The 20,414-nt window shown below is 63.9% G+C and carries 20 protein-coding genes; 9 read left to right on the top strand and 11 right to left on the bottom strand.

Going from position 1 to position 20,414, the window contains the following annotated elements:
• Nucleotides 1–41 precede the first annotated feature (41 nt).
• From argC to ACFQX9_RS23155, 3 genes are all read right to left on the bottom strand, one after another.
• A complete protein-coding gene (gene argC, locus ACFQX9_RS23165; protein WP_085358768.1) occupies nucleotides 42–1,025 on the bottom strand; it encodes an N-acetyl-gamma-glutamyl-phosphate reductase in 984 nt (327 codons plus the stop codon).
• The gene (locus ACFQX9_RS23160; protein ID WP_085353489.1) at nucleotides 1,022–1,690 is read right to left on the bottom strand and encodes an FMN-binding negative transcriptional regulator; all 669 of its coding nucleotides are present in this window, start codon (nucleotides 1,688–1,690) and stop codon (nucleotides 1,022–1,024) included. Before ACFQX9_RS23160 ends, argC begins: the two co-directional genes overlap by 4 nt.
• Nucleotides 1,691–1,913: 223 nt before the next feature.
• Nucleotides 1,914–2,444 carry a DedA family protein gene (locus tag ACFQX9_RS23155; protein WP_018454436.1) on the bottom strand — a complete coding sequence of 177 codons (531 nt, stop codon included), beginning with the start codon at nucleotides 2,442–2,444 and terminating at the stop codon, nucleotides 1,914–1,916.
• A 273-nt stretch (nucleotides 2,445–2,717) separates the two neighbouring features.
• On the opposite strand from ACFQX9_RS23155, the gene parE reads away from it, so the two are divergent.
• The 4 genes from parE (at nucleotide 2,718) to ACFQX9_RS23135 (ending at nucleotide 7,196) form a co-directional block, all read left to right on the top strand.
• Nucleotides 2,718–4,760, top strand: coding sequence for a DNA topoisomerase IV subunit B (gene parE, locus ACFQX9_RS23150; RefSeq protein WP_018454437.1), 2,043 nt, complete (start codon nucleotides 2,718–2,720; stop codon nucleotides 4,758–4,760).
• Between the two features lie 455 nt (nucleotides 4,761–5,215).
• Nucleotides 5,216–5,998: an outer membrane protein gene (locus ACFQX9_RS23145; protein WP_018454438.1), complete on the top strand. Its 783-nt coding sequence runs from the start codon at nucleotides 5,216–5,218 to the stop codon at nucleotides 5,996–5,998.
• A 221-nt stretch (nucleotides 5,999–6,219) separates the two neighbouring features.
• Entirely contained in the window at nucleotides 6,220–6,405 is a 186-nt protein-coding gene (locus ACFQX9_RS23140; RefSeq protein ID WP_007609848.1) for a hypothetical protein, read from the top strand.
• 20 nt (nucleotides 6,406–6,425) lie between these two features.
• The gene (locus tag ACFQX9_RS23135) at nucleotides 6,426–7,196 is read left to right on the top strand and encodes an SDR family NAD(P)-dependent oxidoreductase (protein WP_018454440.1); all 771 of its coding nucleotides are present in this window, start codon (nucleotides 6,426–6,428) and stop codon (nucleotides 7,194–7,196) included.
• A 108-nt stretch (nucleotides 7,197–7,304) separates the two neighbouring features.
• Here the strand turns inward: ACFQX9_RS23135 and ACFQX9_RS23130 are convergent, their stop codons facing one another.
• Nucleotides 7,305–8,075, bottom strand: a complete 771-nt coding sequence (locus ACFQX9_RS23130) for an outer membrane protein (protein WP_204511099.1) — start codon at nucleotides 8,073–8,075, stop codon at nucleotides 7,305–7,307.
• A 179-nt stretch (nucleotides 8,076–8,254) separates the two neighbouring features.
• Nucleotides 8,255–9,511, bottom strand: a complete 1,257-nt coding sequence (locus ACFQX9_RS23125) for an FAD-dependent oxidoreductase (RefSeq protein ID WP_247297404.1) — start codon at nucleotides 9,509–9,511, stop codon at nucleotides 8,255–8,257.
• Between the two features lie 119 nt (nucleotides 9,512–9,630).
• Between ACFQX9_RS23125 and ACFQX9_RS23120 the strand changes: the two genes are divergently transcribed.
• On the top strand, nucleotides 9,631–9,765 hold the full coding sequence (locus ACFQX9_RS23120; protein WP_007591544.1) for a hypothetical protein: 135 nt from the start codon (nucleotides 9,631–9,633) through the stop codon (nucleotides 9,763–9,765).
• 156 nt (nucleotides 9,766–9,921) lie between these two features.
• Here the strand turns inward: ACFQX9_RS23120 and ACFQX9_RS23115 are convergent, their stop codons facing one another.
• A complete protein-coding gene (locus tag ACFQX9_RS23115; RefSeq protein ID WP_018454444.1) occupies nucleotides 9,922–11,436 on the bottom strand; it encodes a caspase family protein in 1,515 nt (504 codons plus the stop codon).
• 210 nt (nucleotides 11,437–11,646) lie between these two features.
• On the opposite strand from ACFQX9_RS23115, the gene ACFQX9_RS23110 reads away from it, so the two are divergent.
• The 4 genes from ACFQX9_RS23110 to fabA all read left to right on the top strand — a co-directional run bounded on the left by ACFQX9_RS23110 (nucleotide 11,647) and on the right by fabA (nucleotide 16,322).
• Nucleotides 11,647–12,612: a helix-turn-helix transcriptional regulator gene (locus tag ACFQX9_RS23110; protein WP_377790705.1), complete on the top strand. Its 966-nt coding sequence runs from the start codon at nucleotides 11,647–11,649 to the stop codon at nucleotides 12,610–12,612.
• A 271-nt stretch (nucleotides 12,613–12,883) separates the two neighbouring features.
• The gene (locus tag ACFQX9_RS23105; RefSeq protein ID WP_377790703.1) at nucleotides 12,884–14,452 is read left to right on the top strand and encodes a DEAD/DEAH box helicase; all 1,569 of its coding nucleotides are present in this window, start codon (nucleotides 12,884–12,886) and stop codon (nucleotides 14,450–14,452) included.
• Nucleotides 14,453–14,618: 166 nt separating this feature from the next.
• Nucleotides 14,619–15,686 carry a GGDEF domain-containing protein gene (locus ACFQX9_RS23100; protein WP_247390523.1) on the top strand — a complete coding sequence of 356 codons (1,068 nt, stop codon included), beginning with the start codon at nucleotides 14,619–14,621 and terminating at the stop codon, nucleotides 15,684–15,686.
• Nucleotides 15,687–15,791: 105 nt separating this feature from the next.
• The gene (gene fabA, locus ACFQX9_RS23095) at nucleotides 15,792–16,322 is read left to right on the top strand and encodes a bifunctional 3-hydroxydecanoyl-ACP dehydratase/trans-2-decenoyl-ACP isomerase (protein ID WP_085353496.1); all 531 of its coding nucleotides are present in this window, start codon (nucleotides 15,792–15,794) and stop codon (nucleotides 16,320–16,322) included.
• A 60-nt stretch (nucleotides 16,323–16,382) separates the two neighbouring features.
• Here fabA and ACFQX9_RS23090 read toward each other — a convergent pair whose 3' ends face one another.
• The 5 genes from ACFQX9_RS23090 to sufD all read right to left on the bottom strand — a co-directional run bounded on the left by ACFQX9_RS23090 (nucleotide 16,383) and on the right by sufD (nucleotide 20,406).
• A complete protein-coding gene (locus ACFQX9_RS23090) occupies nucleotides 16,383–16,823 on the bottom strand; it encodes a TfoX/Sxy family protein (RefSeq protein ID WP_204511095.1) in 441 nt (146 codons plus the stop codon).
• A gap of 181 nt (nucleotides 16,824–17,004) precedes the next feature.
• Nucleotides 17,005–17,415 carry an iron-sulfur cluster assembly accessory protein gene (locus ACFQX9_RS23085; protein ID WP_007609828.1) on the bottom strand — a complete coding sequence of 137 codons (411 nt, stop codon included), beginning with the start codon at nucleotides 17,413–17,415 and terminating at the stop codon, nucleotides 17,005–17,007.
• 74 nt (nucleotides 17,416–17,489) lie between these two features.
• Complete coding sequence (locus tag ACFQX9_RS23080; RefSeq protein WP_007591551.1) at nucleotides 17,490–17,861, bottom strand: SUF system Fe-S cluster assembly protein; 372 nt, start codon at nucleotides 17,859–17,861, stop codon at nucleotides 17,490–17,492.
• Nucleotides 17,858–19,105, bottom strand: coding sequence for a cysteine desulfurase (locus tag ACFQX9_RS23075; protein WP_018454451.1), 1,248 nt, complete (start codon nucleotides 19,103–19,105; stop codon nucleotides 17,858–17,860). Before ACFQX9_RS23075 ends, ACFQX9_RS23080 begins: the two co-directional genes overlap by 4 nt.
• Nucleotides 19,102–20,406 (bottom strand): Fe-S cluster assembly protein SufD, encoded by a 1,305-nt coding sequence (gene sufD, locus ACFQX9_RS23070; protein WP_377790699.1) that lies wholly within the window; start codon nucleotides 20,404–20,406, stop codon nucleotides 19,102–19,104. Before sufD ends, ACFQX9_RS23075 begins: the two co-directional genes overlap by 4 nt.
• Nucleotides 20,407–20,414 lie beyond the last annotated feature (8 nt).

Raw genomic sequence — 20,414 nt, 5'->3', positions numbered from 1 at the left:
CCCGGGACAAGCCCGGTCATGACGAGCAGCGAATGTTGCTCCTACGCCTCCGGCAATCCCAGCATTAGTCGCATGTTCTGCACGGCCGCGCCGGACGCGCCCTTGCCGAGATTGTCGAGCCGCGCGACCAGCACCGCCTGATGGTACTTGTCGCTGGCGAAGACGTAGAGCTCGAGCGTGTTGGTCTCGTTGAGCCCTTCCGGCTCGAGCTTGCCACCCTTGGTCGTCTCGTTCTGCAGCGGCATCACCGAGACGTATTTCGAGCCGGCGTAACGCTTTGCCAGCGCGGCCTGGAGATCGGCGCCGCTGGGCTTGCCGGGCAGCGTGTCGAGCTGGAGCGGCACCGACACCAGCATGCCCTGCCGGTAGTTGCCGACCGACGGGATGAAGATCGGCCGCCGCGTCAGGTTCGAATAGAGCTGCATCTCCGGCAGATGCTTGTGCTCGAAGCCGAGGCCGTAGAGTTCGAAGGACGGCGCGCTGCCGTCCTCGAAACTCGCGATCATCGACTTGCCGCCGCCGGAATAGCCGCTCACCGCATTGATGGTGACGGGATAGTCGCGCGGCAGCAGGCCGGCATCGACGATCGGTCGCAGCAGCGCGATCGCGCCGGTCGGATAGCAGCCGGGATTGGACACCTTCTTCGCAGCCTTGATCTTGCCAGCCTGATCCGGCGTCAGTTCCGGAAAGCCATAGGCCCAGTCGGGCGCGACCCGGTACGCGGTCGAGGCATCCAGCACCTTCGGGCCCGACGGCCCCATGCTGTCGATGAGCGCAACCGTTTCCCTGGCAGCATCGTCGGGCAGACAGAGGATGACCAGATCAATCTTCTCCATCAGCGCCTTCTTGGCCGCGGGATCCTTGCGCTTGTCGTCGGCAATCGTCTTCACGACCACGTCGCTCTGCAGCTTCAGCCGCTCGTTGATGCCAAGCCCGGTGGTGCCGGAGCCGCCGTCGACGAAGACGGTGGCCGGCTTTGTCGCAGCGCCAGTGGTCGGTGCTTTCGTCGTTTCAGTGAGGCTCATGGCGCGCTCCTTTCGAGCATGTTGGTTTCGGATGCGAAGGCCTCCGGCCTTACGTCCTGCATCAGTTGCGCGATCTCCCTGGCGTCGGCATGGGCTTGCGCGCCAAGCGCATTGGCGATCGCCATATAATCGGCGTCGGACTTGTGCTGGTTGAGCTTGAAGCTGGCTTCGACCTCCTCAACCGTCATGACCAGACCCACGATCGCCTTCTTCATCGCCTCGAGCCGCCCGGCCGTCATCTTGCCCGACGTCCACGGCTTCTTCGGCAACAGCCAGTTTTCGAACTTGTTACTGAGCGTATCGATTTGCACGGCCAGTTCACCATCCGACAACAACCGCACCGGCCCGGTCAGATGGACCGACTGGTACAGCCAGGTCGGCACCTGATCCGGCGAGACGTACCAGTCCGGCGACACGTAGGCATCGGGGCCGTTGACCGCGAGGAGCCAGGAGGTCGTCCCGTCCGCAAGCTTTAGCAGCGGATTGTGACGGGCGACATGAAACGCGGCCTGCGGCGTGCCGTCCGCGGCATAGGTCAAATAGAACGGCAGCGGCGAGGCGATCGGCTTGTGGCCGTCGAAGGCGCACATGGTGCCGAAGCCGCGCGTGTCGGCGAATTTCAGGCTCGCGGCGCGGTCCTGCTTGAAAAAGGGTGGCGTATACATCGTAGTCTCCTGCTGGCCTCCTTGGTGGCCGCCGGATCAGATCGCACTGACAGGAGAGAGAATGCCGCGGATCGGATCCAGCGGCAAAGACGATGATCTCAAACGCGATCGACCGCCCAAACCGCTAAAGAGCGGCGGCGGCGACGGGCGAACAGGATGGTCGCGGCGTTGATCATGGCGCGGTGCTATAAGGCCAGCTGCGGTCGCCGTCAAGGTTCCGACGTCACACCACGCCCCAGATCCATTCCATGATCTTGGCGATCACATCTCCGAACAGCAGCAGCGCCGCCGACCAGATCAGTGCCGAGACGAAATTGGCGGCCTGGAAGCTCCAATAGGGCATCTCGAAAATGCCGGCTGCAAGCGGCACGGAGGCACGCAAGGGGCCGAAGAAGCGGCCGATGAAGATGCTCGGCACGCCCCAGCTGCGCACGAAGGCCTCGCCTCTGGGCAGGAGTTCCGGATAACGCGAGAGCGGCCACATCTGCGCGACCTGCTCCTTGTAGCGATAGCCGAACCAGTAAGAGACCCAGTCGCCCAGCGCCGCCCCGATGCCACCGGCGATCCAGACCGGATAGAAGCTGATGCCACTCGCGCCGATCAGCGCGCCGATAGCGACCAACGCGCCCCAGGCCGGGATCAGCAGCGAGATGAAGGCGAGCGACTCCCCGAATGCGAGCACGAACACGATGGGAGCTGCCCACGTCTGGTGAGCGCGCACGAAATCGGCGAGTCCGTGCGCAAACTGCTCCATTCAAAAATAGCCTTTCCGTCCTGCCCGAAGGTGCTGCTCGATGAAAAGGACTGGTAAGCCAATGACTTGTGTGACATCAAGTCACAAAGCCAAGTCCAGCCGGACCGGACCGTCACATTGCCGGGAATTGATGGGGATGCCGCGTAAAATCGCCGGGATTGGTTCCCAACCACACCGCCCGGCCCGCCCCGCGATAACCTTTCCAGGCGAGAAGTGGCATAGTCGGCCCAACCGATTCGCCGCTCATGCGGCCCTCAAAACGCATAAAGATATATGTCCAAGCAGTTGAAGCCCAAAGCAAAAGACGATTTTTTCGGCGGCGATGAGCCCAAGCCCCGCGCCGCCAAGGCCGCCCCGCGCGCGGGCGGTGCCGAGGCCGACTACACCGCAGCCGACATCGAGGTCCTCGAAGGTCTGGAACCGGTGCGCCGCCGGCCCGGCATGTATATCGGCGGCACCGACGAGAAGGCGCTGCATCACCTCTTCGCCGAAGTCATCGACAACTCGATGGACGAGGCGCTCGCGGGGCATGCGACCTTCATCGGAGTCGAATTGAGCGCGGACGGCTTTTTGACCGTCACGGACAACGGCCGCGGCATCCCGGTCGATCCGCATCCAAAATTCCCGAAGAAGTCGGCGCTCGAAGTCATCATGTGTACGCTGCACTCGGGCGGCAAGTTCGACTCCAAGGTCTACGAGACCTCGGGCGGCCTGCACGGCGTCGGCATCTCCGTGGTGAACGCCCTCTCCTCGCTGCTCGAGGTCGAGGTCGCGCGCAGCCAGAAACTCTATCGCATGACGTTCGAGCGCGGCCACCCAAAGGGCAAGCTCGAGGATCTCGGCAAGATCAACAACCGCCGCGGAACCCGCGTGCGCTTCAAGCCGGACACCGACATCTTCGGTGCCAAGGCAGCGTTCAAGCCGCAGCGCCTGTTCAAGATGACGCGTTCGAAGGCGTATCTGTTCGGCGGCGTCGAGATCCGCTGGAATTGCGCGCCCGAACTGCTTAAGGGCGTCGACGACGTGCCGGCGGAAGCGACGTTCCACTTCCCCGGTGGCCTCAAGGACTATCTGGCCGCCGCGATCCACGCCGACACGCTGGTGCATCCCGACATCTTCTCCGGCAAGTCGGGCCGCAACGGCGCGCATGGCGCCTGCGAATGGGCGGTGGCCTGGACCGCGGATGCCGACGGCTTCCTGTCTTCCTACACCAACACTGTGCCGACGCCCGACGGCGGCACGCACGAATCCGGGCTGCGCAGCGCGCTGCTGCGCGGCCTCAAGGACCACGCCGAACGCGTCGGCCAGGGCAAGCGCGCGTCGTCCATTACGTCAGAAGACGTGATGGTGGGTGCAGCCGTGATGCTCTCGGTGTTCGTGCGCGAGCCTGAATTCCAGGGCCAGACCAAGGACCGTCTCGCCACCGCCGAAGCGCAGCGCATCGTCGAACAGGCGATGAAGGATCCGTTCGACCATTGGCTGTCGGGCAATCCGAACCAGGCCAACAGGCTGCTCGACTTCGTGGTCGACCGCGCCGAGGAGCGGCTGCGCCGCCGCCAGGAGAAGGAGACCGCGCGCAAGACCGCCGGCAAGAAGCTGCGCCTCCCCGGCAAGCTCGCCGATTGCAGCGATGCAGGGTTGGAAGGCTCAGAACTCTTCATCGTCGAGGGTGACTCGGCCGGCGGCAGCGCCAAGCAGGCGCGCGACCGCAAGACCCAGGCCGTGCTGCCGCTGCGCGGCAAGATCCTCAACGTCGCGTCCGCCGGCAAGGACAAGCTGACGGCGAATACGCAGCTCGCCGACCTCGTGCAGGCGATCGGCTGCGGGATGCTCGCGCAGTATCGGGAAGAGGATCTGCGCTATCAGCGCATCATCATCATGACCGACGCCGATGTCGACGGTGCCCACATCGCTTCACTGCTGATCACCTTCTTCTACCGGCAGATGCCGCGGCTGATCGACGAAGGCCATCTCTTCCTCGCCGTGCCGCCGCTCTACAAGCTGACCAACGGCACGAAGTCGGTCTACGCCCGCGATGACGCGCACAAGGCAGCGCTGATCAAGAGCGAGTTCAACGCCAACGCCAAGGTCGAGGTCAATCGCTTCAAAGGCCTCGGCGAAATGATGCCGGCGCAGCTCAAGGAAACCACCATGGATCCGGCAAAGCGGACCATGTTGAAAGTGGTTCTGCTCGCCGACGACCGCGACACCACGGCGGATTCGGTGGAGCGCCTGATGGGCACCAAGGCCGAAGCGCGCTTCGCGTTCATCTCGGACAAGGCCGAATTCGCCAACGACGACCTGCTGGACGTCTGATCCGCAGGCGCTGCCCGGTCGTATCCATCCAGAGCCCCGGCATGATGCCCGGGGCTCTTTTGTTTTTGGGAGATGACAACCGCTCTTTCCCGCCAATCCTGCCAACGTTCGCCTCGATTTCGTTGATTCCCGGCCTCATCGCGCCGCGACTCGGCCAACGACTCACCGAGCCATGACTGATGCAGGACTGCCTCCATTTCGGACAAAGCCGAATTCGCTAACGAGAAGCTACCAAAACGCAAATCGCAAAATTCGACGTACTGCATTGATAATGCGTACTTATTTCACATTTCCACGACGGCACCCAGAATCCCTGCCGTGCGGCGTTTCCCGGCGACTGTGCCTGCTCTGCAACAGCATTTCGGAGAGAAGCAGGTATAGTCCGGGACATCAGATCACACGGACTTCAGTGCGCTCGCGCCTGCCAGACAGACCAAAGCTTGGGGATTTTTAAGATGAAGAAGATTTTGCTCGCACTGACCGCGGTTGCTGCCATGACCGCTTCGGCTTCGGCCGCTGACCTTGGCGCCCGTCCCTACGCGAAGGCCCCGATGGCGGCTCCCGTCGCCAACTGGACCGGCTTCTACATCTTCGGCGGCGCCGGCGGCGGCCTCTCGGCCTCTGACCAGCGCGTCCAGACCACGGTTGGCGCAGTTCCCCTGACGATCGATCAGCGCCAGGGTGGCTCGGGCTGGTTCGGCACCGTCGGTCTCGGCTACGACTGGCAGTTCAGTGGCACCTGGGTCGCCGGCGTGTTCGCTGACGGTCAGTTCGGCAGCATCCGTGCTACCATTCAAGATCCCCTGCTCGGCATCACCGGCAACCAGAAGCTGGAAGACTCCTGGGCCGCTGGTGTGCGCCTCGGCTGGCTGGTCGCTCCGAACGTTCTCTCCTACGTCAACGGCGGTTACTCCGGCGCCCACTTCGGCAGCACCAACTTCATGACCTTGGCTGGCGCTCCGGCCGGCGTTCACCTCAACGGCTACAACCGCAATGGCTGGTTCATCGGCGGCGGCGTTGAGAACAACCTGAACATCTTCGGCATCCAGTCGCCCGGCTGGTTCATGAAGACCGAGTACCGTTCGGCCTTCTACAATGCCAAGACCCAGGACATCCTGTTCGATGCCGGTAACCTCCCGGTCGGTCAGAGCATTCGCGCCAACAGCTGGAACCAGACGATCTCGACTTCGCTGGTTTACCGCTTCAACTGGACCGGTCCGGTCGTCGCGAAGTACTGATCCGAACGCAAGTTCAGACGTCAAAGCCCCGGCATCGTCCGGGGCTTTTTCGTTGTACGGTGCTTCAGCGGACCTTGCGTATGGACATGCATCCGCCCTGCGGCCTGCATCAGCGGCCATTGTATCCCGACCACGGCTACGGCTAGTCTCCCGGCAAGTTTTCGGGCCGCGGCAATCGTCATGTCGCGTCACGACAGAAGCAAACCGCCGGGGAGGAATGCATGCGCAGATTTCTGCTGATAGCAGGCCTGTTTGCCCTTGCCGTCGGGCTGCTCTGGATCGGACAGGGTACGGGCACCGTCGCGTGGCCGCGATCGAGCTTCATGGTCAACCAGCTGCAATGGGCCGGCTATGGCGCAGCCATGGCCGGCTTCGGGCTGGTGCTGATCTGGCAGAGCAACCAATAGAAGAACCAGGGAATAGCAGCATGACAACCAGTCGGTTCGATCTCCGCGGCAAAGTCGCGATCGTCACGGGAGGCAATGGCGGCATCGGGCTCGGAATGGCCCGTGGCCTCGCCGATGCCGGCGCCAACATCGCCGTGGTCGGACGCAACGAAACCAAATCCGCCGCCGCCGTCGCCGACCTCAGCCAACGCGGCGTGAAGGCGATCAGTGTTGCCACCGACGTCACCGACAAGGCGGCCATCGCCGCGATGATCGATCGCGTCGTCAGGGATTTCGGCCGCATCGACATCCTCATCAACAATGCCGGCATGAGCATCCGCAAGCCGCCGCACGAGCTCGAGCTCGACGAGTGGAACACGGTGATCAACACCAATCTCACCAGCGCCTTTCTGTGCTCGAAGCTGGCTTATCCGGCGCTGAAGGCGTCCGGCAACGGCAAGGTGATCAACATCGGCTCGATGATGTCGATCTTCGGCGCGAGCTTCGCAACGGCCTATGCGGCGAGCAAGGGCGGCATCGTTCAGTACACGCGCGCCTGCGCCAATGCGTGGGCGCCCGACAACATCCAGGTCAATGCCATCCTGCCGGGCTGGATCGACACCGACCTGACCCGCGGTGCGCGGCAGCAGGTATCGGGATTGCACGAGCGGGTGCTGGCACGCACGCCTGCGGGGCGGTGGGGCGACATCGACGACTTCGCCGGCATCACCGTGTTCCTCGCCTCATCCGCCTCCAACTTCGTCACCGGCACCGCGATCCCCGTCGATGGCGGGTTCTCGGTGATGGCGTAGGCCGCACCAATAAATCTGCACACAAAAAAGAAGCCCCGGACAATGCCGGGGCTTTTGAATTTGGGCAGTGATCGTCTTTTATGGCTGCTTGGTCGTTCGTTGACCCACTTAGTAGCGGGCGATGACCGGCGCGTCGAACTTGTAGCTGGCGCGCACGACGGCCCACTGCAGGTCGCGCGGCTTGGCATCGAAGCTGTAATTGCCGGAGGTGCCGCCGAGTTGATAGGTCTGGCTGGCGAAGGCTGCGTAGTTGTACTCGAGGCCGACGATCCAGTTGCGGGTGATGCCGTATTCCCAGCCGGCACCGACGGTCCAGCCGTTGGCCCAATGGGTCTGACCGCCGGAACCGGTGGCCGGACCGACCGTATCGGTGACCGACAGACGGTTGTTCACGCCGGCATAGCCGCCCTTGATGTAGAACAGGTTGTTCTGCACGGCGAAGCCCGCGCGACCGACGACGGTGGCAAGCACATTGGTGCGCCAGGAGAACACGTCGTCACCCGCGCCGAACGCGGTGTTCAAGAACGAGCCCTTGTTGTCGAGGCCCGAGATCGTGCCTTCCATACCGAACACGTAGTTGTTGGCCTGCCAATTGTAGCCGATCTGGGCGCCGCCCAGGATGCCGGAGTTGCGCTGACGGTAGCCCTGCCCCGGGGTCAGATCGCCAAACGGTGCGCCGGTCCCGTTGTTGATGAACTGCTCGTTGGTCCATGCACCGCCGATGTGGCCGCCGACATAGAAGCCGGTCCAGTTGAACATCGACTCCATATAGGCCGGCGCCTTTGTGTAGGGCCGAGCACCGAGATCGGCGGCGGAAGCGGCGCCGGTCGAAATCAGAGCGGTCGTGCAGGCGAAGGCGGCAATCAACTTGTTACGCATGGTACACCCCGTGTCCTTTGATGGGTGCACGCTCACACGCAGGTCTTACTCAAATTTGAATCAAGACAGTTAAGACGTCGGATTGGCAAGCAGCGCGCCTTCAATCCGTTTGCGCTGTTGCACGCAGGCAACGCGTCGAGCGCGATTTAACGCCGCGTTATCCCTACCGGGCCCTTGCGCTACCGTGCCGGCGCAGCCTTCGACTGCACGTGCTCGGGCCGGACGCCAAGCGCGAGCAGGCGCGCCGGAATGCCCTGGAGCCACGGCAGCGCGGTGATGAGGCGCAGGACCAGCGGCACTTTCAGCGGCCGGTCGCCGCCCTGCAAGGCGCCGCTGATGATGTTGTTCTGCACGATCATCTGCATCCGCTGCGTCATCTTCACCGGGAATTCGCGGCGACGGCGCACGGCATCGAGTTCGTCCTCCGACGGGCAGCCGCGCTGCAGCTCGTCCGCCAGCAGGTTTGCGGTCGCGACCGCATCCTGGACGGCGAGATTGACGCCGACACCGCCGACCGGCGACATCGCATGTGCGGCGTCGCCGATCAGAAGCAGGCCCGGCCGCGTCCAGCGCGGCAGGCGGTTGATCGCGACGGTGAGCAGCTTGACATCATCGAAGTTCTTCACCTCGGCTATGCCGCTCTTCAGGACCGGCGCCATGCGAACGACGTCGTCGAGCAGCGCCTGCAATCCCCTCGCCTTCACCGCGTCGTATTGTCCCTTGGCGATGACATAGGCGCACTGCCAATAGTCGCCGCGGTCGAAGGTGATCATCATCTTGCCGGGCTCGACGCGCGCGAACAGGTTCTCGGTCTCGTTCGCCTTGCGTCCGACGCGGAACCACAGCACGTCCATTGGCGCGCCGATCTCCTCGACCTCGAGGCCGGAATGCTGGCGCACGGTCGAATGCCGGCCGTCACATGCGATGGTGAGATCAGCTTCGATGTCCACGATACCGTCAGGCGTATTCGCCCGCACGCCGGCGATGGTCTCGCCGCGGCGGATCAGATCGACGGCCTCCGTGTTCATCATCACCTGCAGCGAGGCGAAGCGCTGGCCGGCCTCGCGCAGGAAATTCAGGAAATCCCATTGCGGCATGAAGGCGATGAAGGGGTACTTGGTGCGGAGGCGGCTGAGATCGGCGATGCGAACGGGGGTACTGCCGAACAGGCCGTCCAGCTTTTGCAAGCGCTGATGCGGCAGCTTCAGGAATCCGTCGATCAGGCCGAGCTCGTCCATCACCTGGAGCGTCGAAGGATGCACGGTGTCGCCGCGGAAGTCGCGGAAGAAATCCGCATGCTTCTCCAGCACCACGACATCGATGCCGGCGCGCCCGAGGAGATAGCCGAGCATCATGCCCGCCGGTCCGCCGCCGACGATGCAACACCGCACCTTCAGCGGGGAGCCCTGGGGACGCTGCAACGTATCGGGTTTCACGGTCGGGTCCTCCTTCACGAGCCAAGCATTCTGTGCAGTGCAGCAAGCAAGATTCATTTGCTGCGGTTGTGAATGGCCGTTAGCCTTGCCTCCAATTCCGACTCATTCGGGAAATTGCAGTGCAGACAATCCTCATACTGCTCGGCGTCTGGATCCTGATCAACGTGCTTTTCGTCTTGATCATGATCGCACCGCGCAGGCCGCCGCTTGCGCCGGTGCGCATCGAACAGAACGGTTATCCGTACGAGGAGTAGGTCAAGCTCCACGAGGAGTAGGTCAAGCTCCTGCCGCGCCAAGTCATCATCTCGATCGCGATGGGCGCTTTCTTCCCGCTGACCCCGTCCTTGATCGAGGCCCTCAAACGCTTCATCCGGAAGCGCCGCGAATAGCTACGCGGCCTGCTCGACACCTCAGTTGTTGCTGCGGTTCGCGCTGCGGAAGCTCTTGATCTCCGACACGCTGCCGTCGCGATAGGTCAGCTCCACCGAGATGAACTGCGTTGCCGGCGCGAGCTTCATGGAGAGCGGCATGCCGGCGCTGATCGCACTGGGATCGCGCATGTCGCAGCCCGGCATCTTCAACACCTGGTTCGGAACGGCGGTGTCGATGCCGATGCGCACCTCGCGGATGGCGCAGCGGTAGGACACGAGGTGCGTGTAGTAGACTAGCAGCCCGTTGAACTCGCGGAATGACAGCCAGCTCGTCGCGGTCATGTCCAGGATCTTGCGCTGGTCACGGATCAGCGCGGCTTCGGGATCGAACCTGATCGGGAACGGCCCCTGCATGTCACCGGATTGGTCGACATAGCGAACCTCGATGGTGCCGGCCTGCGCGTCCGGCGGCAATTCGATCGACGGGTTCGGCATCCTCTTGCGCGTGCGCGGGTCGAGCGTATCGATGAAGCCGGTTTCGCGGAAGTCGCCGTTGCCGGCCATGCGCCAGGAAACGCCGAGGGTCGGATCGGCAAAGGAGAACACCACGCTCCAGCCGCCATTGTGACGCGAGAAGCTCGCGATCGGCGCGTTGGTGGTCTCCTCCTTCGGCACGCGCGGCACCGACACCGGTGGCAGCGCCGCGAGCTTCTGCGCCGGCGGATCGGCCGGGCGCGCGGCGGCATCCTTGGCGATGCCGCTGAGGAAGACGTCATCGACCATCTGATCGAAATAGACCGGCACCTGCCTGTGCTTGACAGTGTCGGCCATCTCGCTCACGAGACGGCGCGTACGCTGCGCCACTTGCACCAGGTTCTCGCCGGGCTGGAGCAGTTCCTTGGCGAAGGTGCGCGTGAATACCGAATTGGGATTGGCGTCGTCATTGGAGAGGCGGTCGAGCGCGGTCTGGCGCGGGCCCGCCGAGAAGACCGAGAACACGCCTTCAGGCAGCTGCACCATCGGGGCAAGCCCGCCGCCACCGGAGACGGCGCGGGTACCCTTGCGCTCGAACGGGTTGTTGCGGCAGGCGTCGAACACCAGGATCGAGGTCCGCGCCTTCTTGTTCTGGAGGCGCTCGACGATGCGATCGGCCAGGATGGAGGCGTCACGCACCAGTTCTTCCTGCCCTTCCGTCGCAGCGGGCACGTCCGTCGGCAGCAGATAGTTCTGGCCTGCGATCTCGAAGCCGTGGCCGGCATAGAAGAAGAACGCGGTGTCGCCGGGCTCGATCGTCCGATCGAACGCGAGCAGCGTCTCCGAAAATTGCTGCCGGCTCTGGTTTTCGGCGAGCATCACGGAGAATCCGAGCTGCTTCAGCGTATCGCCCATGGTGCGGGCGTCGTTGACCGCCTTGAGCAGCTTCGGAACGTTCCTGTAGTCGTTGTTGCCGACGACGAGCGCAACGCGCTTCTCGGCACAGGCGGGAAGCGCGAAACCGCTGAGGCCGGCCGCAAGGCCAAGCGCTGCCAGTACTCTGAGAAGCCGACGCGTCATCGAAAATCCCTCAAGAACGGCCCACGCCGGTTCCCTCGAACAGCGGTTCATGGGAACCGCGCCGTTGATGTGATAGTCGGCCCAGCCACATCGCTGGTTCAACCGCCCTGAGGACTCAGGTCTGTTGTCTAGCCTATGGTAGATGCCACCGGAATTTGCTTTTTCTCAGTCAATTCTTGTGGGCAATTCCGCTGGAAGCGAGGGGCCGCCGTGTATCGCTGGTGCACCGACGAGGTCGAGCCGCACGACCGCTTCGACTTTTGGCGCGAGGTGCGCGCCAAGGGCCTGTTTGGCATCACCGTCGAACTCGAGCGCGAACGCCGCGCGGACTTCTTCGGCGAATTCTCGCTGCGCCAGCTTGGCGGAGCCGGCCTCGTCGAGCTGAAGGCCTCCCATTACACGGTCGAGCGCAGCGTGACCGATATCGCTCACGCGCCGGGCGACAGCCTCTGCGTCTATCAGCAGCTCGGCAGCGGCGGCTGGTTCGGCGGCATGCGCGGCAGCAACTTCACGATCGCCAATGGCAGCTTCGCTACCAGCCATACCGACCAGCCCTATCGCGCCGCGCCGCTGGGCACGGGAGGCTTCCACCTGCGGATCCTGAAAGTCTCGCTGAGCGGCCTCTCCACGCAGGACAAGCGCATGCGCGAGCTTGCGCCCCGGACGTTCGACGATCCCGGCTTGAAGCCTCTGCTCGGCGCCTGCTTTGCCGATCTCGGCGAGGTTGCCGCGGGTGATGACGGCGCGGCCGATGCCGCTTCGCTCGTCGAGGCTTTAGCTCATCTGGCGCTGATCGAGCGCGGCATCCTGCGGCCCGGCAGCCGCCTCGGGCAGGCCGCACTGCGGACCGCCCGGCTCTCGTACGCACGGCGCCTGATCGCGCGGCACCTGCAAGACCCAAATCTGGCGCCGACCATGGTGGCCGACCTGCTCGGCGTCTCCGTGCGTCACCTACATACGTTGTTCGAAAGCGCGGCCAGGAGTTTCTCGCAAACCGTGACGGACGAACGCCTGAACCAGAGCCGCCGCTTGATGCGCGAAGCCCCGGACCGGTTGATTGCCGACATCGCGACCTCCTGCGGCTTCGAGAGCGTCGCGACCTATTACCGGGTCTTCAACGCCGCCTACGGGATCGCGCCCGGCGACTTCCGCGCGCAGGGGCCGGAGGGGCGCTAGCCGACGTTTGGGCGGAAAACCGCAGCCGCTCCCACTATTTGGCGAAAACCTCAGGTTTTTTAGGGCCTTCCCGCGCCCGCTCCATTGACTTTGGCCGATTCCCCCCTATGTTCCGTGGCGACGCGGCTCAGATCGAAGAGCGATTCCTGAGCTTGGCGCTTTGTTCGCGTGAGTCAGCACCCCCAGCTTCTTTGAGAGCGCGCCGTTTTGGGGTGGAACGCGACAGCCTTATTACCCTCGATTCCGAACGGCGGTTTCGACCAGAGGCTCAATGTCTTTTACCCATCTCGGACTATCCGAAAAAGTCCTCGCTGCAGTGGCGGCCACCGGTTACACCACCCCCACCCCCATTCAGGAACAGGCGATCCCTCACGTCCTCGCTCGCAAGGACGTGCTCGGCATCGCCCAGACTGGCACCGGCAAGACCGCGGCCTTCGTGCTGCCGATGCTCACCATCCTCGAAAAGGGTCGCGCCCGGGCGCGCATGCCGCGCACCCTGATCCTTGAGCCAACCCGCGAACTCGCGGCGCAGGTGAAGGAAAACTTCGACCGCTACGGCGCGGGCCAGAAACTCAACGTCGCCCTCCTGATCGGCGGCGTTTCCTTCGGCGACCAGGATGCCAAGCTGACGCGCGGCGTCGACGTGCTGATCGCCACTCCCGGCCGCCTGCTCGACCACACGGAGCGCGGCGGCCTGCTGCTCACCGGCGTCGAGCTGCTCGTCATCGACGAAGCCGACCGCATGCTGGACATGGGCTTCATTCCCGACATCGAGCGCGTCTGCAAGCTCGTCCCGTTCACGCGGCAGACCCTGTTCTTCACCGCGACCATGCCGCCGGAGATCCGGCGCATCACCGAAACCTTCCTGCACAATCCGCAGAAGATCGAGGTATCGAAGCCCGCCACCACCGCTGTCACCGTTACGCAGTGTCAGGTCCCGGCCGGGCGCGAGGCGCACGAGAAGCGCGAGCTGCTTCGCCGATTGCTGCGCGAGGCCAAGGATCTCCAGAACGCGATCATCTTCTGCAATCGCAAGCGCGAGGTCGCCGTCGTTCACAAATCGCTGCAAAAGCACGGCTTCAGCGTCGGCGCGCTGCACGGCGACATGGACCAGTCGGCCCGCACGGCGGCACTCGAGCAGTTCCGCAAGGGCGAGCTGCCCCTGCTGGTCGCATCCGACGTCGCCGCCCGCGGCCTCGACATCCCCGAGGTCAGCCACGTCTTCAATTTCGACGTTCCTCACCATCCCGACGATTATGTCCACCGCGTCGGCCGCACCGGTCGCGCAGGTCGGTCCGGCATGGCGATCTCGCTCGTCACGCCGCTCGACCAGAAGTCGATGGTGGCGATCGAGAAGCTGATCGGCCAGAGCATTCCACGCGCCGAAGGCGATTTCGAAGTCCGCACCGATGCTTCCGACGCGAGCGAGCGTCCGCGCGAGCAGCGCGGCCGTGAACGGTCACGCGGCGGACGCGGCAAGCCGCAGCGCGGCCGCGATCGTGAGCGCAGCCACGAGCCGCGCGAACCGCGTGGCGAGGCACAGCCTTCGGCCGAAGCAAGGCCCGCTTCCGAAGCAAGGCCCGCTTCCGAAGCAAGGCCCGCGCGCGAGGCAAGGCCTCCGCGTGAAGCCAGACCTTCGCGTGAAGCCAGGCCGCCGCGCGAAGCCAAGCCATCATCCGAGCCGCGTGACGATGCGCGCCAGCCGGCCAATCCGTCGCATGTACCGTCGATCGGCCGTCCCGAGCCGCGCCGCCAACGCGAAGCCGACAGCGAGCCGGGTGACCACTCGCATCTGCCGGCATTTCTGCTGCGTCCGGTTCGCTCCCCCGCCGGCGCCTGAAGCACGATGCGCGCCCGGCTTTGGTTGAAACCAAGCCGGCGCGCACTTTTTCGGATGCATTCGTGGACGTATATTTACGGGGCGTTCACGATCGTCCGTTAGCCTACGAACATAATTTAAGTATTGCTGCGGTCGTCGGCACGCCGATCGCTGTGGGGTATGTTCCGTGGTCAAGGTGCTCGACGAACACGAACGCACGATGGCGTTCGCCCAGGTAGCGCTCGGTCAGATCCGATCGCTACGGCAGCCGGCAATTCCCCGCAATTACGAGATCTGGTACGTCTACGCCACCGGCTACAACGCCCCGCTCAACAAGATCATCAACGAGACGCTGGCGCGAAGCGGCAAGCTGACCGAAGCCGATCTCGATCACATCTACGAGACCTACCTCTCCCACATCAAGACCACCGAGCGCATCGACAAGGTCGGCGCGCGCGTCATCGGCGAGATCGACGACGTCATAAAGGTTCTCGGCGACGCGCTCGCGATGACCGGCTCCTACGATGCGAGCCTGTCGGACGCGACCAAAAAGCTGTCATCGGCCGAAAGCCGCGAGCAGATCAAGTCGATCGTCGAGACGCTGCTGCATTCGACCAGCGAGATGCGCGAGACCAACAAGGCGCTGGAAGACCGGCTGACGCTCTCGAGGAGCGAGATCAGCAACCTCCAGCAGAGCCTGGAGGCGATCCGCGCCGAGAGCCTGACCGATCCGCTGACGGGGCTCGGCAACCGCAAATATTTCGATCGCATGATCGACATGGCCGTGCAAGGCGCGCTCGCCTCCGGCGAGCCGCTGTCGCTGCTGCTGGTCGACATCGATCATTTCAAGTCGTTCAACGATTCCTACGGCCATCTCACCGGCGACCAGGTGCTGCGGCTGGTCGGCCTGTCGCTGAAGCAGACCATCAAGGGCCAGGACATCACCGCCCGCTATGGCGGCGAGGAATTCGCGGTCGTGCTGCCCAACACCGCGCTGCGCCAGGCCCTCACGGTGGCCGATCACATCCGCCGCGCGGTGATGGCGAAGGAACTAAAGAAGAAGTCCACCGGCGAAATCCTTGGCCGGGTCACCATCTCCGTCGGCGTCTCCATGCTCAAGCAGGGTGACGACACCGATGCGCTGATCGAACGCGCGGATGCCTGCCTGTACGCCGCCAAACGCAACGGCCGCAACCGCGTGATCTGCGAGGCCGATCCGGAATTCACGGTCGAGACCCATAACCGGGTGGCGTGACGCCGAAGCCGCGCACCGCCAGCGCTTGACATTCTGACCCGACGAACGACATCTCCCTCGCCGTCTTGAGGCGTCCGACTGCGAAGATCCGGAGGACTTGTCGTCTTGCCCAATCCGCATGATTTTCACTCACCGCAACCGTCCTACACCAGGGACGAGCTGCTGAGATCGAGCGAGGGCGGCTATTTCGGGCCGGGCAATGCGCAATTGCCAGCGCCGCCGATGCTGATGATGGACCGCATCACGGAGATCAGCCTGGATGGCGGAGAGTTCGGCAAGGGCCATATCGTCGGCGAGCTCGACATCGCGCCGGGCCATTGGTTCTTCGATTGCCACTATCACGGCGATGCCACGATGCCAGCGTCTCTGGGTTTGGATGCCATGTGGCAGATGGTCGGCTACTGGCTGGGATGGTCGGGCTCGCCGGGCAAGGGCCGCGCCATCGGCGTCGGCGAAGTCGCGTGCACGGGCGAGGTCACACCGAACGCGCAACGCGTGCGCTACGAGGTCTCCATGAGGATGGTCCGGCGCGGCAAGCTGGTGCTCGGAATTGCCGACGGTCGCGTGCTGGCCGACGGCGTCTGCGTCTTCACCGCCAGGGACATGCGGGTTGGTCTGACCAAGGCCGTGGAGTGAAGTCCCATCGGGTGGGCAAAGGCGCTCAGCGCCATGCCCATCATCTCCCACACCAGCACCTCAGCGGAGGGCACGCTTCGCTTTGCCCGCCCTGCGCATTGTTTTCTTCTTGGTCGGCCGCTTCGTTGCAACGGGCTTCTTCGCAACCTTCTTCGCCGCCTTCTTCACCTTGGGCGGCTTCTTCACCTTGGCGCGCTGGGCAGCAGCAAGCGCGGCCCTCGCCCATTGCGCGAGTTCCGCGGAATCGTCGAACAGGCGGGCCGGCAGCTCCCAATAGGAGTTCACCACCACGGTCTTGGCGCGGGTCGAGTATTGGAACGGCTTCGAGCCTTCCGCCTCAAAATCCGGGATGGTCATCTCGTCAGCGCGAAAAAACAGGCCGGCGCGCAAGGCCAGCGCGAAGTTGACGCCGTCGGCGGAGATGCCGTAGCCGGAGAACATTTTCCGGATGGCGACGGGGCCGAAATCGGCGAACAGGTCGATCAGAAATTCGCGGTCCATGGCTGAACTATTTCCGCACGGTCGTCCTGGCGAAAGCCAGGACCCATTCCACGGGAGGGAGTTTAGCGAAGACTGCCAGTCGTGCCAGCGTCGGTATTGGCACCGACGATCACCGCGAGATCACGCGGTATGGATCCTGGCCTTCGCCAGGACGACAGCGGAGTGATTTGCGAGAAACGGACTACCCGTCGATCTGCGCCGGACGCAGCTCGACCGACTCGCCACAGCCGCAGGCGGAGATCTGGTTGGGGTTATTGAAAACGAACTGGGCCTGCATCTTGTCGGCCTTGTAGTCCATCTCGGTGCCGAGCAGGAACAGCACGGCCTTGGGATCGACCAGGATCTTGACGCCCTTGTCCTCGACGACCTCGTCGGTCGGCCGGACATCATGGGCGTATTCGACGGTGTAGGACTGTCCGGCACAGCCGCCGTTCTTGACGCCGACGCGCAGGCCAACGATCTCGGAATCGGCCCGCTGGGTCAGCTCGCTGATGCGCTGGGCGGCAGCGTCCGTCAGCCGCATGACCTGCGGGCGGGGCCGCCTCGGCTTTGGAGTGGATGCTGGTGTCGAGCCCGACGATATCTGTGTCATGTCAATGATGTGGTCCGTTGCCGAGCGAATTCAATGCCAAGGATCTAACAAGGATCTAAAGCCGAGGTTACGCGTCACCACATGTTGAGCACGAGGCGGGCCTCGTCGCTCATGCGTTCCGGCGTCCAGGCCGGCTCCCAGACCACCTTGACGTCGACCACGCCGACGCCGGGGACGCTGGCGACCGCGTTCTCGACCATGGTCGGCAGCTCGCCGGCGGCCGGGCAATTCGGTGTCGTCAGCGTCATTTGCACATCGACGGAACGATCGTCCTTGATCTCGACCTTGTAGATCAGGCCGAGCTCGTAGATATCAGCCGGGATTTCCGGGTCGAACACGGTCTTGAGCCCGGCGATGATCTCGGTGGTGAGACGCTCGGTCTCCTCAGGCGGCAGCGCCGACTGGGTTTCCATCGGATTGGCTTTGATTTCGGCCGTGTCACTCATGCGAACAAATCCCGCGCCTTCAACAGCGCCTGTGCCAGATGATCGACTTCTTCCCGCGTATTATACATGCCGAACGACGCCCGGCACGTGGCTGTGACGTTGAACCGCTCTAAAAGCGGCATCACGCAATGGGTGCCGGCGCGCACCGCGATGCCCTGGCGGTCGATCACGGTGGCGACGTCGTGGGCGTGCGCGCCCTTGAGTTCGAAGGAGATCACCGGGCCCTTGCCCCGCGCCGTGCCGATCAGCCGCAGCGAGTTGATCTCGCGCAGCTTATCCTGGGCGTAGGTGACGAGATCGTGCTCGTGCGCGGCGATGCGCTCCTTGCCGATCGAATTGACGTAGTCGATCGCGGCGCCGAGCCCGACGGCCTCGACGATCGCCGGCGTGCCGGCCTCGAATTTGTGCGGGGGATCGCCGTAGGTGACGATGTCGCGCGAGACCTCGCGGATCATTTCGCCGCCGCCGTTATAGGGGCGCATCGCGACCAGGTGGTCGTACTTGGCCCAGAGCACGCCGATGCCGGTCGGCCCGTAGACCTTGTGGCCGGTGAAGACATAGAAGTCGCAGCCGAGGTCCTGGACGTCGACTGGGATATGCACCGCGCCCTGGCTGCCGTCGACCAGCACGGGAATGCCGCGGGCGTGGGCGATCTTCACAACGTCCTTGACCGGGACGATGGTGCCAAGCGCGTTCGACATCTGCGTGATCGCGACCAGCTTGGTCTTCGACGTCAGCAGCTTTTCGAATTCGTCGATGAGGAAATTGCCCTCGTCGTCGACCGGCGCCCATTTGATCACGGCACCATGGCGTTCCCTGAGGAAATGCCAGGGCACGATGTTAGAGTGGTGCTCCATGATCGAAATGACGATCTCGTCGCCTGCTTTGATGTTCGGCTCGCCCCAGGACGAGGCGACGAGGTTGATCGCCTCGGTCGCGTTGCGGGTGAAGATCACTTCCTCGGTCCGCGGCGCGTTGATGAACTGCGCCACCTTGGTGCGGCCGCCCTCATAGGCTTCGGTCGCGGCGTTGGCGAGATAATGCAGGCCGCGGTGCACGTTGGCATATTCGGAGGTGTAGGCCTGCGTCATGCGATCGAGCACGGCGCTCGGCTTCTGCGCAGATGCGGCGTTGTCGAGATAGACCAGCGGCTTGCCGTAGATCTGCATGGCCAGCGCCGGAAAATCCTGGCGCACGCGCGCAACGTCGTAAGAGCCGTTCTTGACTGCCGGATGCGTGCTCATTGGCGCCGCTCCAGCCAGCGCTCGGCAATGCCGATCACGTGCTCGCGCAGATCATCGTCGGCGATCTGCTCGATCGCCTCGCCGACGAAGGCCTGGATCAGCAGCGCCTGGGCCTGCTTCTCCGGCAGGCCGCGCGCCTTCAGATAGAACAGCAGACTGTCGTCCAGCGCACCGGCGGTGGCGCCGTGACCGCAGGAGACGTCGTCCGCAAAGATCTCGAGCTCGGGCTTGTTGTCGGCTTCCGCCTCATCCGAGAGCAGCAGCGCGCGGATCATCATCTTGCCGTCGGTCTTCTGCGCATCGGGACGAACGATGATGCGGCCCTGGAACACCGAATGGGCGCGATCGTCGATCACGGCGCGGAAAACTTCTCGGCTGACGCAGTTCGGCACGGCATGGTCGACCACCAGCGTGGTGTCGCCGTGTTCGGTCTTCTGCAACAGGTTCACGCCGTTGACCGAGAGCTCGCTGCCCTCGCCTGCCAGCGTGATGAAGCCTTGCAGGCGGCTGACTGCCGCGCCGGTCGTCATGTTGAAGAAGTTGAGCTTTGTATTCGCACCGACCGTGACGAACTGCGAGGTGATGTTCACCGCATCCGGCGAATCGTCCATCAGACGGATATGCGCGATGTCGGCATTATCGCCAACCGAGAGGATGACGGCATCGTTGACCTGGTAAGCCTTGGCGCCGGCCGCGACAAAGCTCTCGATGATGGTGGCACGAGCGCCCTTCCCGACCGCAACCTGCGAGCGGGTGAAAGCCGACGCGGAAGATGCAACCGCGATGTGGATGATCTGGATCGGCGCGGACAGCTGCGTGCCGTCGGCGATATCAAGCACGACACCGTCGGTCGCCATCGCCGCGTTCAGCGCGATCACCGCATCGATGGCCGCGGTCCTTAACAGACCGGAATCCTTCTCCAGCGTCTCCCGCAACGTCTTAAAGCTCGCCTCGGAGGCGAGCGCCTTGACGTCGGAGAGATCGGGAGCGAACACACCGTCGACCAGCACCAGCTTGCGGGCGCCGGCGATCGCATGTGCTTTCACCGCGTCCGCGGCGCGCTTCAACGCAGTCGCATCGGGCGCAGCCGCGAGCGGCAGTACCTCGCCGACCAGCGCGCGCAGATCGGTGTACTTCCACTCCTCGATCCGGCGGTGCGGCAGGCCGAGACGCTCACAGGTCTCGAACGCCTCGCGGCGTACCGCGATCACGGAAGGCGAACCCGGCAGCCGGCCTTCGGCGCTGGCGAAGAGATCGCTCACCGCGCGGCCGTTTCCGGTCTTTGCCACAGCAACGTTCATCTCAAAAT

The organism is Bradyrhizobium sp. GCM10028915 (assembly GCF_042666195.1).
Taxonomy (GTDB): Bacteria; Pseudomonadota; Alphaproteobacteria; order Rhizobiales; family Xanthobacteraceae; genus Bradyrhizobium; species Bradyrhizobium canariense_D.
The sequence above is the reverse complement of the archived record's forward strand: the minus strand, read 5'-3'. Positions and strand labels throughout refer to the sequence as shown.

Excerpts from the sequence above, each read along its gene's own strand:
- ACFQX9_RS23160 (WP_085353489.1), bottom strand. The coding sequence starts at position 1,690 with ATGTATACGCCACCCTTTTTCAAGCAGGACCGCGCCGCGAGCCTGAAA.
- sufD (WP_377790699.1), bottom strand. The coding sequence starts at position 20,406 with ATGAACGTTGCTGTGGCAAAGACCGGAAACGGCCGCGCGGTGAGCGAT.
- ACFQX9_RS23090 (WP_204511095.1), bottom strand. The coding sequence starts at position 16,823 with ATGGACCGCGAATTTCTGATCGACCTGTTCGCCGATTTCGGCCCCGTC.
- ACFQX9_RS23105 (WP_377790703.1), top strand. The coding sequence starts at position 12,884 with ATGTCTTTTACCCATCTCGGACTATCCGAAAAAGTCCTCGCTGCAGTG.
- ACFQX9_RS23145 (WP_018454438.1), top strand. The coding sequence starts at position 5,216 with ATGAAGAAGATTTTGCTCGCACTGACCGCGGTTGCTGCCATGACCGCT.
- ACFQX9_RS23140 (WP_007609848.1), top strand. The coding sequence starts at position 6,220 with ATGCGCAGATTTCTGCTGATAGCAGGCCTGTTTGCCCTTGCCGTCGGG.
- ACFQX9_RS23155 (WP_018454436.1), bottom strand. The coding sequence starts at position 2,444 with ATGGAGCAGTTTGCGCACGGACTCGCCGATTTCGTGCGCGCTCACCAG.
- ACFQX9_RS23085 (WP_007609828.1), bottom strand. The coding sequence starts at position 17,415 with ATGACACAGATATCGTCGGGCTCGACACCAGCATCCACTCCAAAGCCG.
- ACFQX9_RS23075 (WP_018454451.1), bottom strand. The coding sequence starts at position 19,105 with ATGAGCACGCATCCGGCAGTCAAGAACGGCTCTTACGACGTTGCGCGC.
- ACFQX9_RS23135 (WP_018454440.1), top strand. The coding sequence starts at position 6,426 with ATGACAACCAGTCGGTTCGATCTCCGCGGCAAAGTCGCGATCGTCACG.
- ACFQX9_RS23080 (WP_007591551.1), bottom strand. The coding sequence starts at position 17,861 with ATGAGTGACACGGCCGAAATCAAAGCCAATCCGATGGAAACCCAGTCG.
- parE (WP_018454437.1), top strand. The coding sequence starts at position 2,718 with ATGTCCAAGCAGTTGAAGCCCAAAGCAAAAGACGATTTTTTCGGCGGC.
- ACFQX9_RS23130 (WP_204511099.1), bottom strand. The coding sequence starts at position 8,075 with ATGCGTAACAAGTTGATTGCCGCCTTCGCCTGCACGACCGCTCTGATT.
- ACFQX9_RS23115 (WP_018454444.1), bottom strand. The coding sequence starts at position 11,436 with ATGACGCGTCGGCTTCTCAGAGTACTGGCAGCGCTTGGCCTTGCGGCC.
- argC (WP_085358768.1), bottom strand. The coding sequence starts at position 1,025 with ATGAGCCTCACTGAAACGACGAAAGCACCGACCACTGGCGCTGCGACA.